Source organism: Paenibacillus lentus (assembly GCF_003931855.1).
Taxonomy (GTDB): Bacteria; Bacillota; Bacilli; order Paenibacillales; family Paenibacillaceae; genus Fontibacillus; species Fontibacillus lentus.
Window position 1 is genome coordinate 361516 of record NZ_CP034248.1, and the last position, 13059, is coordinate 374574.

At 47.5% G+C, this 13059-nt stretch carries 10 protein-coding genes; 2 read left to right on the forward strand and 8 right to left on the reverse strand.

Translation table 11 applies throughout. From position 1 onward, the window contains the following. The first annotated feature begins 63 nt into the window (after window positions 1-63). Window positions 64-2382 (forward strand): glycoside hydrolase family 65 protein, encoded by a 2319-nt coding sequence (locus tag EIM92_RS01745; RefSeq protein ID WP_125081205.1) that lies wholly within the window; start codon window positions 64-66, stop codon window positions 2380-2382. A gap of 203 nt (window positions 2383-2585) precedes the next feature. Here EIM92_RS01745 and EIM92_RS01750 read toward each other — a convergent pair whose 3' ends face one another. The 4 genes from EIM92_RS01750 to EIM92_RS01765 form a co-directional block, all read right to left on the reverse strand. Beyond that, window positions 2586-3164, reverse strand: coding sequence for an LOG family protein (locus EIM92_RS01750; RefSeq protein ID WP_125081206.1), 579 nt, complete (start codon window positions 3162-3164; stop codon window positions 2586-2588). 426 nt (window positions 3165-3590) lie between these two features. Continuing rightward, window positions 3591-5552 (reverse strand): type I pullulanase, encoded by a 1962-nt coding sequence (gene pulA, locus EIM92_RS01755; RefSeq protein WP_125081207.1) that lies wholly within the window; start codon window positions 5550-5552, stop codon window positions 3591-3593. 91 nt (window positions 5553-5643) lie between these two features. Continuing rightward, entirely contained in the window at window positions 5644-6720 is a 1077-nt protein-coding gene (locus tag EIM92_RS01760; protein WP_164515001.1) for a LacI family DNA-binding transcriptional regulator, read from the reverse strand. A 673-nt stretch (window positions 6721-7393) separates the two neighbouring features. Further along, window positions 7394-9592 carry a DUF6359 domain-containing protein gene (locus EIM92_RS01765; protein ID WP_125081209.1) on the reverse strand — a complete coding sequence of 733 codons (2199 nt, stop codon included), beginning with the start codon at window positions 9590-9592 and terminating at the stop codon, window positions 7394-7396. Window positions 9593-9796: 204 nt separating this feature from the next. On the opposite strand from EIM92_RS01765, the gene EIM92_RS01770 reads away from it, so the two are divergent. Further along, window positions 9797-11122, forward strand: a complete 1326-nt coding sequence (locus tag EIM92_RS01770) for a hemolysin family protein (RefSeq protein ID WP_125081210.1) — start codon at window positions 9797-9799, stop codon at window positions 11120-11122. Window positions 11123-11226: 104 nt separating this feature from the next. Here EIM92_RS01770 and EIM92_RS01775 read toward each other — a convergent pair whose 3' ends face one another. From EIM92_RS01775 to EIM92_RS01790, 4 genes are all read right to left on the reverse strand, one after another. Then, complete coding sequence (locus EIM92_RS01775) at window positions 11227-11436, reverse strand: nitroreductase family protein (protein WP_246021171.1); 210 nt, start codon at window positions 11434-11436, stop codon at window positions 11227-11229. Continuing rightward, the gene (locus EIM92_RS24685; RefSeq protein WP_125081211.1) at window positions 11361-11654 is read right to left on the reverse strand and encodes a hypothetical protein; all 294 of its coding nucleotides are present in this window, start codon (window positions 11652-11654) and stop codon (window positions 11361-11363) included. Before EIM92_RS24685 ends, EIM92_RS01775 begins: the two co-directional genes overlap by 76 nt. Window positions 11655-11696: 42 nt before the next feature. Continuing rightward, a complete protein-coding gene (locus tag EIM92_RS01785; RefSeq protein WP_125081212.1) occupies window positions 11697-12548 on the reverse strand; it encodes an MBL fold metallo-hydrolase in 852 nt (283 codons plus the stop codon). A gap of 86 nt (window positions 12549-12634) precedes the next feature. Then, the gene (locus tag EIM92_RS01790) at window positions 12635-13045 is read right to left on the reverse strand and encodes a GNAT family N-acetyltransferase (RefSeq protein WP_125081213.1); all 411 of its coding nucleotides are present in this window, start codon (window positions 13043-13045) and stop codon (window positions 12635-12637) included. Window positions 13046-13059: the final 14 nt, after the last annotated feature.

Below are 13059 nucleotides of genomic sequence, written 5' to 3' on the forward strand. Positions count from 1 at the left end.
TATAAGTCCGTGTTGAAAGTGCATTTTTTACCCTATTAATATCATTAAAAGGAGTCGATTATAGTGAAACAATACTTGAAAATAAATGAATGGTCGATTATTGAAGAGTCCTTTGATCCAACGACACATGAAATATCTGAAAGTATATTCAGCATCGGCAACGGTTTCATGGGCCAACGGGCGAACTTCGAAGAGAAATATAGCGGTTCCTCCCTGCAGGGAAGCTATATGGCGGGCGTCTATTACCCAGATAAGACGCGTGTAGGCTGGTGGAAAAATGGCTATCCAGAATATTTTGCTAAAGTCCTAAACAGTACGAACTGGATCGGAATTGACGTTTTTATCAACGGAATCGAGCTCGACCTGGCGAAGTGCAAGGTTAGCGACTTCGTACGCGAGTTGAACATGAAGGAAGGCACTTTGTCCCGCCGTTTTAAGGCGGAGCTTGAAGACGGCAAGCAAATTCAAGTAGATGCACTGCGTTTTGTCAGCATGGCTCGCCATGAAATCGGGGCAATCCGCTATACGATTACTCCGCTGAATTTCAGCGGCACAATTCGTCTTGTTCCGTATTTGGACGGCGATGTGCAGAATAAAGACTCGAACTATGACGAGAAGTTCTGGCTTGAAGTAGAGAAAGCTGCTGCTGCAGATGTTTCATATTTGACGCTGAAAACGAAGAAGCTCGATTTCCATGTGACCTCGGTGATGGCGTTTGATGTTTTCAAAGATGGCAATAAACTGGACCTGAACCGCTCCCTCCAGGAACGTGAAAAATTCGTCTCCAGTGAAGTGGCTATTGAAGCTGCTGAAGGAGAACAAGTCACTCTGTACAAATATGTAGCTAATGTGACTTCTCGCAATCACGGTTTGGGCCAACTTGTAGAGGTCGGCAAAAAATTGCTCATCGAGGCCCAGGAAGCAGGGTTCGACACACTGCTTCGCGAACAGGTAGATACTTGGGCCGCCAAGTGGCGCGAAAGCGACATCATTATTGAAGGCGATGTCTCTGCGCAGCAGGCGATTCGTTTTAACATTTTTCAATTGAATCAAACTTATACCGGGGATGACGACCGTCTGAACATTGGGCCAAAGGGCTTCACAGGCGAAAAATACGGCGGTAGCACCTATTGGGATACAGAGGCCTATTGCCTGCCGTTCTACCTTAGCACTGCGGATTCCAGCATCGCCCGCAACCTGCTCATTTACCGTTACAAGCATCTAGAGAAGGCGAAGGAGAATGCCCGCAACCTCGGCTTTACCAAAGGCGCTCTCTACCCGATGGTAACGATGAACGGTGAAGAATGCCATAACGAGTGGGAAATTACGTTTGAGGAAATTCACCGCAACGGTGCTATTGCTTATGCGATATACAATTACGTCAACTATACCGGAGATAAATCGTATCTGGGTCAATATGGGCTGGAAGTGCTCGTGGAGATTTCCCGCTTCTGGGAAGAACGCGTCAACTTCTCCAAAGACAAGGGCAAATACGTCATGCTGGGCGTCACAGGCCCGAACGAGTACGAAAACAACGTCAACAATAACTGGTATACGAACCGGATCGCCGTCTGGACGTTGGAATATACACAGGAAGTTATGAGCTATTTGAAGGAGCATGAGAATGCTCGTTATTTGGAGCTCATCAACAAGCTGGAGCTGAAAGACGAAGAGGTTGCCAAGTGGAACGACATTATCGATAATATGTACTATCCGTACGATGAGGAGCTCGGTGTATTCCTGCAGCAGGATGGTTTCCTGGATAAGGAAATTATTCCGGTGAAGGATCTTAAGCCTGAGGATCTGCCGCTTAACCAAAACTGGTCCTGGGACCGGATTCTCCGCTCCTGCTTCATCAAGCAAGCCGATGTACTGCAAGGGATTTACTTCCTTTCCGACCAGTTCGACCTGGAGACGAAGAAGCGCAACTTCGATTTCTATGAGCCGCTGACTGTGCATGAATCTTCACTATCCCCTTGCCTCCATAACATTATCGCTTGTGAGCTGGGATATCAGGAGAAGGCCTACGAAATGTACCTGCGCACGGCGCGTCTGGATCTCGATAATTATAATAATGACACTGAGGACGGTCTGCACATTACAAGCATGGCCGGCACCTGGATGTCTGTCGTACAAGGCTTCGGTGGATTGAAAGTAAAAGATGATGCATTGCAGCTGCATCCGTTCGTTCCTTCCCACTGGACGTCGTTCTCCTTCAAGGTAATGTTCCGCGGAGCTCGTCTGAACGTGAACGTAACCGAAGATAACATTACAGTTACGAATGAGACCGATACACCAGCAGCTATCGTCATCTATGATCGCAGTTATACCGTAAGCGGTCTTGGTGAGGTGCAATACGCCAGATCTTCTGTGACAATTTAAGCTTTATTTAAAAAAGGGTGTCCCTAACCGTAATACGGTTAAGGGCACCCTTTCTCTGTGCCGTGATGTGCATGGATTAGTGCAAACGAGTTGTGCTCTACCTGATGATGAACTACGGCCTACGGCTCAAGTGAGGGACGCTTCTTCGATTTCATTACTTTCACTACTTTCACTACTTTCACTGGTTACACTACTTTCACTGCTTACACCGTCCCCTTCCACTTTTTCTCTAAAATCTGCGGCTCGTAGGACTCCATCATTTGTAGTAATTCGGCAGGTTCCGAGGAAATATTGATTAAGCTAAGATGAGAAGAGTTCGAGAAGCCTTCATTGATGCTATGCTTGACCATTTGAATCAGGGGATCGTAAAAGCCTCGTACATTTAGAAGTCCAATCGGCTTCTGGTGAATTCCGATTTGAGACCAGCACAACACTTCAAACAGTTCTTCATACGTTCCAAAGCCTCCAGGCAAGGCAATAAAGCCGTCGGCTAGCTCCCCCATTTTTGCTTTCCGCGCATGCATCCCGTCCACTTCGATCAACTGAGTCAGTTCGCGATGCACCATTTCGCCCGTGGACAATCCTGATGGCATGACACCAATAACCTCTCCGCCCGCGGCCATAGCCGCATTAGCCGCTGCGCCCATGAGGCCGTTTCTGGAGCCGCCGTACACTAAACGATATTGATGCTCAGCCAAACAGCTTCCGAGTTGGGTGGCTGCCTGCCTATAGTCCTTATGTGAGCCTGGATTCGAGCCTGCAAAGACACAGATCGTTTTCATCCCATCATCTCCTATTTCTAATGGCTTAGCTTAATTCAATTTTTAATCTTCTGTATAACTATATTTTGTGCAACAGCTATTTTCAATATGACGGCGAGTTAATAACGCACTATAAAAATCGCTAAAAAACTTGGTATTGATACAAATTCCTTAGATGTTGAATTGTAGATCATATACACTTTGTATAATAACAAAAAAAGCAAGGACAATATTCAAATACCAAAACAATATCTGCGGAAATCTGTTGTGATTTAATTATTTTTAAATCATTTATTTTTCGGGGTTTTGCCCTTTCGATTTGATTTAGGAAACCTAAATTATTTGAAGGTTCCTATTTACAACCTGATCTAAAACTCAAAATAACGAAAAGACCGGGCAGTATTAAGTTACTGTCCGGTCTGGATATAACCACCTAAGTGGGTCGAATTACCGTACTACAAGAACAATCATGCCGATCCCGTCCGCCTCCAGGCAATTGCCCTTCAGCTCCGTGACATGCTCGCCTCCGAAGCGCATGCTCCAGTCCCCCAGCTCGGGGAGTTCCACCCGAACAGACTCAGTCCTGGTATTATACAGCACATAAATGTGTTCGGCGGCATCTCCGCCAGCATGGTTCCGCAGCGTATAAGCTACACAATGCTCCGGCACCGGCTCAAAGTGCAAATGCTCGCGAATTTGCTCAGCGGTTCGCAGGCGAAAAGCAGGGTGACTCAGGCGTAATGCAATCAGTTCCCGCAGATATGCTACGTTATCCTGGTGTGCCGCGCACCGCTCCCAGTCGAGCCAGTTCACCTCCACCGGGGATTTGTAGCTGTTCTCTACTCCGCCCTTTGTCCTCATAAACTCCTGCCCGGCATGCAAAAAGGGAATTCCTTGGCTCGTCAAAATCATTGCCGAAGCCAAACGGTGCATTCCGATCCGGCGCTCCTCCGGCTCCTCGGATGTGGACAGCACGATTTTATCCCATAAGGTATGGTTATCATGACACTCGACATAATTCACCGTCTGGTCAGGCTCATTGGCGAAATTACGGATATGGTCATCATACGCAATGGCTCCTACGACTCCCTTGCGAATTGATTCTTCGAACCCGGCACCACCACTTATAAACCCCTTTTGATCAAAATAGAATATATTCCCTTTAATCGCGTCCCGGTAGTCATCATTGAAATGCCCGAATCCAGGTAGTTTGGCCGCATTGTTCTGATGAGCCCTTTGCTCTTCTGGGAGAACGGTGTCCATGATCCAGCCCTCGCCAATCGTAATAAGCGAAGGATCTATTGCATCCAGGCGTCTTCGGATTTCATTCATTGTCCCTACGTCCATTAAGCCCATCAGATCGAACCGGAAGCCGTCGATATGATATTCCGATGCCCAGTACACCACCGAATCTACGATAAACTTCCTCATCATCGCTCGTTCAGAGGCGCATTCATTGCCGCAGAACGAACCGTCCGATAAGGTTCCGTCCTCTTTATAGCGCAAATAGTAGCCGGGCACAAGCTTGGTAAAATTAATTAAATACCAATCATAGACGTGATTATATACAACGTCCATAATGACGCGTAGTCCGCGCTCATGCAATGCCTGAACGGTCTGTTTAAGTTCGGATATCCGCAGCCCAGGGATAAAAGGGTCCGTAGCATACGATCCTTCGGGAACGTTATAGTTCTTAGGATCATACCCCCAATTGTATTGGGGCTGGTCTAGCTTCGTCTCGTCCACGCTTTCGGTAGCATAATCGTAGATCGGCAGGAGCTGGACATGCGTCACACCTAGCCCGGTAATATGATCTAAGCCCGTTGCGATATTTTCCGGCCCTCTAGTCCCCTTCTCCGTAAGCCCGAGGAATTTCCCCTTATGCACGATGCCGCTATGAGGATGGCTGGACAGATCCTTAACATGCAGTTCATAAATAATTGCATCCACGGCTGCTTCAAAAGGCGGTTTTGAGTCATACTTCCACTGCTCCGGGTTAGTGCTTTGCAAATCGATTATGGCTGCCCGATCTCCGTTTACGCCTACGGCTCTAGCATAAGGATCGACTGCTTCATTCCAATCTTGCCCTACTTTAACACGATAGGTATAGAAACGCCCTTGATAATCGCCCTTCACGCTCAATATCCAGGTGCCTTGAACATCTCGCTCCATAGCCAGCGTCTTTACAGGCTCTGCCTCGTTCCACCCTTCATAAAATACAACTTTCGCCTCCGAAGCCGTCGGTGCCCACAGTCTAAACTTGCTCTCCTTCGGCGTGTACGTTACACCCAGGTCATCACCGTCATAATAGAACAATTCATCAAATCGCTCATCGAAGACGGATATTCCTCCAGTTACCGTGAGGTCACCATAATCAACGACGACGTCATGCTCTCGTTGTACCGCCAATCTATTCACTCCAATCACGAAATATCACGCGTAACTTAAGCGCTTAAGTCACCTGTATGAGCGGCATTATATCACCGCTCTATCCGAAGTGTCAATCCGCTAATTCGCAAATAGAAGGACCGACGAAATTATAATCCTCAATTTCATCATATTCCCTACGGAGCAGCTTCTCCATAACGGCAATAGCCGTCCGAGCCTTATCTTCGTTATCATACACAATCCGCCGCACTCCGCTTGGGAGCAAGTACTCTGCCCCGGCATTTACAATCACGGTCATATCCTCGGCTTTCATATAAGGTGCTGCCATTACCGCGAGCCACTCATTAATGAAAATCCCCGGGTTGCCCTGGTGAGCCCGAACATACTGCTCTAGTCCTTCCCGCGTCCCCATCTCATATACATACTCCGGTCGAAAATATTCCCTAACAACGCTCGTCATGCCTTCGTTATTGAACTTTCCGGTAACCAGAAAGGGCTCTTGTCCGGTAAGCAGCTCATTCACCCGCGCGTTGGTCAGCTTTAGTTCACTGTTCAATTCATTGTTTAGTTCATTGTTCAGTTCACTGTTCAGCATACTCATCTTTTCGACACTTTTCCCGCCAGCATTATCTGTATTACCCACCAAGGTTCGCGCAGCAATCATTGTCCTAGCCCGTTCTATCGCTGATCGATAGTCGGGCACTACCTTTCGGAACATCGTATCTGCGATATAGCTGTCAATGACGATAATCGGTACGGTAAATTTGCGTGAAATATTGAAAAAATGCTGCTCAGGCACATCAATGATAAACAGTGCATCCAGCGTTCTTTTTAAAATAATATCCAGCTCCACCTGTTCGCTGTCCGTTCCTGCCACGATCACATCGTAGCCCTGCTCATTCAGCAGCTCCTGAAGCTTCATCGTCAAGTCATAATATCGGCTCCTATGCCAGGGCTGATCATGGTGATTCTTAAGCGTGACAATCGCGACCAGCTTTGATGATGTATTCCCTACAAGGCTGCGTGCGGCCATATTAGGGACATATTGAAGCTCCTTGGAAATTTTGAGAATCCGCTGACGGGTTTCCTCGCTTATTTTCTGCTTCGTATTATTATTAAGCACATAGGACACCGTCGCCAAAGAGACATTAGCTGCCTCGGCAATATCCTTCATCGTCACCTTGTTCATTCGTCGTTCCCCCACCAAATGGCTATTGGCCTTTTTCTTCTTATTATCATAGCCGAATGGCGAATCTGGCACAAAAGCAGCGGAAAAAAGCAGCATATAGTAAATATAGTATGGATACCATCCCAGTATCCCAGCAGCCCAGCCGCCAAGCTAGCGCACCAAAAAAGAGGCTGCCCCTAAGCACAAGCTTGGTCGCCTCTATAAACGGTTTACGGCCTCTTATGCACCTATATCATCCAAAAAATTGGGAAATAACAGCGATCAAAGGAGTACGTATTTTCCCAACATCCATTTTAATAGTGCAACTTAATAAATGGTAAATGGATTTATTGTAGTTAGTTTCTTTGGCAGGGCATGAAATGTAGATTTAGATGGATTTCATGTCGTTAGAAAAAGAGAACTGGCCAATCATGAGCTGGATTCTCGATTCTAGCTGCATAAAATCCATCTAGTTCCCTGGAATACTCTTTTAGAGCATAACTAAATACATGAACTCCATTTAGTGTACGACACAGCTTAGTGCACGCCGCTTATATAGAATTAGAGAATGGAGAGCAGACAAGTAAATAAAACGATTGAAGAAACGGATCGTTTTTTGAAAGGATAAGGGGCGCCCCTCGGTCACCTATGATGACTTGTGGGACAGCCCCTTCGTATTACGAGGTCAAAAGCTCTAAGCTGCTTTCCCGGTGATTAAATGAGCTTCGCTCAATAAACGCTGAGAATATACCGTAGCGTACGCGATACCCATTGCTTCATGAATCAGGGTTCTGCCTGTCAGAGGCAGCGGCTCGGCATTTACATTGGCAATCGTTACCGCCTTCGTAATCACGTTGGCGCTGCCTACCTTAAGCCGTAGAGTCGCCGCTCCGGCTTGGTTCGGCTTAAGCTGGACAGTAAGGTCTTTATAGGCGTAACCCTGAGCATTAGCCGTCAATGAGAAATCTGGGCTGTATCCATAAGCTGACCAGGTTCCATCCGGATTTTTAAATCGAGCAATTTGCTCACCGCCGCTAAGATAAATTCCTACCTTAAGGTCAGTTGCCGTCTGCCCTGGATTTAACCCATCCGCGGTTAAGCGGATCGTGAACTCCTGTGCGCTTGGCAGCTGCGATTGATGCACAAAGGTATAAACCGGTTCGACTACCGGCGGCTGCGAAGAGCCATAGGAGCCTGGCTTAAACGTCGATGGATCATACCACTTGTAGCCTGCGGCCGGGACTGACCACGGCTCAGGCGCCGGCTCTGTCGAGGCCGAAGGGATTTCGTGCGCATGTAGCGCAGTCGGTGTATCAAGCACGAGCCCGGGCACTGCGCTCAGCGAAGTATAGCTTTCATCATGTGCCAGCCATTTAACGGTTTGAACGAGGAATACCCCGTCGTCCACTTCCATGAAGCCATCATACGTCTTCTTTCTCGCGCCGTTCTCTTCGCGGACGTACTTTGGCGTCGCATCCTCAACGGGCGAAGAATCGCCTATGAAGGCTGCTTTACCTAGACCGATTTTAGCAATAGCGGCATATGGACCCTCTGCTCGGCCACCGCCATTATAAACGCCGCTGTCCACGGCATTGCCCCATTTTGGTACCCCAGCAGGCACGTATACAATTCCCTTCGCCTTCGTCGGGTCGATAATGGCCAGGGTAGAACCAGCATGCATGGCGACGGCGTTTACACCTGCTGTAATCCCGAACGCTTGAGAGGGCGCAACAATATCCGTCGCGTTCACGTCGCCCAACGCGTTATAGCGAAACCGTACGCCGAATTGATTGGCAAGCCAATCCGAGCTGATCACATCCTGCATCGCCGGCGAGGTCGCCTCTTCGACGCTCATGCCTTTGGCTGGGTTGTCATAGGCCCCGCGGCGGTACCCGTTGAATACCTCGGAGGAGTCCCAACGATTCTTATTGCGATCCGCATTATAGTGGTCGGCGATAAAGAATACGGCGCCTCCGTCTTGAACGTATTGCACAATCGCATCCTGCTCCGCAGCCTTGAAGGGAATATTCGCTTCAGGGATGATGAATACGTCATAATCTTTAAGACGGCTATACGTAATCGCCGGAGTATCGAACTGATGCGGAGCAGTGCGTTCCAGTGACTCTACCGCAAACCCTGCTGCCCGCAGCCCATCGGCGAAGTCGGAGAATGCTCCGTCAATGATCCAATCGGCAGCACCGGCCGTTTGGGCGTGGGCGTTGTCGAAGAGCACTTTTTTACCTGTACCGTCCGGCAGCGCTGGAATGCCTCCATTCCCCGGATGACCTTCGCCAGGTTGTCCTTCACCAGGTTGTCCTTCACCAGGCTCTCCTGGATCTTCACCCGGCTCCGGCTGCTCGGCATCGTCCAATTGAATCGTCGATACACCTTTAAGCCCGGAGAAATTGTTATAAGCCGCAAGCGTTCCCGCTACATTTACACGCTCGCCGATTAAGCCCGGATTGCTCTGCAATCCAAATTGGGCTCTAAAGCCTGAAGGAATCTGCACATCGATCAATTTAGCGGAATTTTGTTCCACTGGATCGTCGGCGATCAAGAAATTGTAATCATTCGAAAATGGACTTTGGAATTTTGCCGTTAACGAGCCGGTAGCATGTCCCACAATATAACCGCTGACTTGAACTGCTTCCCCATTGTTTCCTTTAGCGATTGCCTCAGACACAGTAAGTGGAGCAGCCGTTTTCTGCAAATCGGCACTAGCTGCAGCAGTTGCTGCGGAGTTCCCGGCATTCAGCTTTAGACCAACCTGGTGCGGATATCCCTCTGCATGCGCATCTGCTGCCATCCAAGGAACGATGCCCATAACCGTCGCAATCGTTAGCGCACTAGCCACTACACATTGAAGCCATTTTCTCAGCCATTTCTTCTTCATTCGTAATCGATTCCTCCCTCTATCCAGTTTATGGATTACTCCTTTATGATAAATGCGAATAAATTCCTCACGTTAGTTTTCTTGTAAAATTATTGTAAAATTTCATTTATGTCAAAATTGTGTCCTGTATTAGCTTTCCTGTTAAGCATGCTATATAATTAATAGTATTTCATATCTTATTATTTGAAGGAGTAGATGAATCGAATGGATAGTGACAGGCTTTTGGTACTATACTTGGTGCTGGTCGCCATACTAATCGGGTTTACAGCGTTTTTCGTAGCCGTGGAGTTTGCCATCGTACGTGTACGGGCAAGCCGGGTGGATCAAATGATAGCCGAAGGAAACAAGAATGCTCTATCAGTCAAACAAGTGACTAGCAATCTGGATGGTTACTTATCGGCTTGCCAATTGGGAATTACGATTACAGCGCTCGGACTTGGATGGTTAGGAGAACCAACGGTGAAGAAAATGCTTCACCCACTGCTCCATAGTTTAAATGTACCTGAAGCAGTAAGCAGCGTTATTTCATTTATCATCTCTTTTTCCGTAATTACTTATCTTCATGTTGTTGTCGGGGAATTGGCTCCAAAGACGATCGCCATCCGTAGAGCAGAGCAGGTTGCTTTGATTACTGCAAAACCGCTCATTATTTTCACCAAGATTATGCACCCCTTCATTTGGGCGCTCAATGGATCTGCGCTTCAGCTTGTACGCCTTTTTGGAATCAAGCCTGTCAGCGAGCATGAAGAGGCTCACTCGGAGGAAGAACTGCAAATTATTATTAACGAAAGCTTCGAAAGCGGTAAAATCAATCAAAGCGAATACGGGTACGTGAACCGGATATTTGCTTTTGATAATATGCTTGCCAAAGAAATTATGGTGCCGCGCACCGATATGGTGTGCTTATATACAGACAAGACCCGGGAAGAGAACCTGGAGATCATCAAAGAACAGCAGTATACCCGCTTTCCTGTTGTCGAGGGACATAAGGATAATATTGTAGGGATCATCAATACGAAGCAATTTTTCCTATCGTACGAGGATAATCCGAATCTGGAGATTTCCTCGATTCTGCAGCCGGTTATGGCGGTAGCCGAGGTAACACCGGTGAATGAGCTGTTAAAAAGAATGCAGCATGAAGGTACCCATATCGCGATATTAATCGATGAATACGGCGGCACGGCCGGGCTGATCACCATTGAGGATATCCTCGAGGAAATCGTAGGTGAAATCCGGGACGAATTCGACAAGGAAGAAGAACAGCCTATCATCCATCTGGATGAACACCACGTGATCGTCGACGGCAAAGTAACGATTAATCAGATTAACGACATCATGCTGACCGAGCTAAACACCGAGGATGTCGATACGATCGGCGGATGGCTGTACGGCATGAATCCGGAAATGAATGAAGACGAGACGTTCGAGCACCAGGGCCTTATTTTTAAGCTGCTGGAGAAAGAACCGCATCGCTTCAGAAAACTTGAGATTATTAAACAAGCCGTAGAGACTGAAGAAGCAATTGAATAGATAGAATGCAAAAGAACCTCAACCACCGGGATGTACTCCCTGGGTTGAGGTTCTTCATTATTTCTTAAATTTATCCTAACGAGGAATCTGGTAACTTCCTTGGTCTATTCTTCTTCGCCGATCCAAACCGTCTTACTGTGGAAATCTTCTCTTTTCCCCTGAAGCTCGTCCACATCCGGAACACCGAGATAAATGAACCCCAGCATCTTGTCCTGCGAACGAAGTTCAAAAGCTTCATTCATGATAGGATGATAACACGGCTCGCCCGTTCTCCATACCGCACCAAGTCCCAAACGATGTATTGCCAGCAACATGTTCTGTATCGCCGCAAATACAGCGCCGTAATAATTCCAATTGCCACTTGCTGCTGCAAATACTCTACAGAGGCATACTCATTTATGATGTCGGGCACATAATTTCTAGTCAGCCATAGCCCCTGAACAACCTGAAAGCCCAACACGACAACAATGATAGCAATGGGAAACATAATAGATTCAATCAATACTCGCTTGTTAAGCTTGTTTTGTTTCATGTTAACTCCTGAATTTCTATTTTAAAAAACTCTCCCTCAACCTTACAGCCGAAGGAAGCTACTGCTCTTCACATACACGAACCGTTCGCCGCGGGCCATGACATGGCACTTCTGCTCAGGAAAGTGCTCATAAAGATAGTCCACAAAATGGCCCGGCTTCTCAGCATTCCCCGCAAATACGTCATAATGCAACGGAATGACCGTCTCCGCGCCGATTCTCACCGCGAACTCGGCCGCTTCCCTATAATTCATATTGCCAACAATCCCGCGCTCCCGGCGAAAATAATCAGCCCCATTAATCGGGAGCAGAGCAACATCAGGCTGAATGGCGCTCATTTGCTCAACTAATTCCGGGAAAAGCACCGTATCTCCCGCATGATATAGCGTAACCCCATTCAACTGGATAACATAGCCCACATAGCGAGGCTTCCCCTTCGTATCCTTATCCAACTGCTCATGGGCCGCTGGGATCGTTGTAATTTTAACTTTAGAGAACAGCTCGGCCTCTTGGCTGTCATCCGCCTCTAAAATTTGCGAGTCATGGATGCCCATCTCGATCAAATCCGGTTTGCAGCAAGCGGGAGCCATGATGAGCGCCTCCTTGTTTTGCTGGTGTAAAATAGGCAACGTCCCCGCATCCATATGATCTACATGCTCATGAGTAATCAGACACAGATCCGCCCCATTAATATCTTCAGGGGTAATCGGCGCAGGATAAGTACGGGGGAGATCCAGGTGATCCGATACATAAGGATCCACGTACACCGTTACTCCATCTCCCTTTATAATTACGCTCTCCTGACCTAGAAACCAAATCGCCAGCGTCCCGAAGGGAACCTCGGTGCGGTTCACCTCTTGGATCAAGTCCGCCCCTCGTCTGTGATGCTTAGCCATGATTAGCCCTCCTGTCGCTTTAAATATCCTCAATTATCTATGGCATCTTCGTTCATCTTCTCCATTATTCCATATAACGTCTTAATTCATCGGGGAGCTCTTCTCATCAATCTATCACGATCCCGTACAAAATGAAATTGCTCGTAGAGCTCATGAGCGTCGCGGGTACCTAGCAGACCCGTCAGTTTGCGAAACCTCTCAGACTCGGTAATAGTCTCAACTAAATATTTACCAAGCCCTAGCCCCCTGTAATTCTCATCGATAAACACATCACACAGCCAATACATCGTGGCATCGTCCGTCACTACACGGGCAAACCCCACCTGCTTCTTGTCTTTATATATGCCAAAACAAACCGACTCTTCGATAGACTTCTCTATTTTTTCTTCTGATCGCTGATTTGCCCAATAACTTCTGGCTAGATACCCCTTGACCTTATCTAAGTCCAGCCGTTCTTTATCGTCAGAAATTAAATATTCATTATAGTAAATTTCCATGGCCCTCCCCTCCC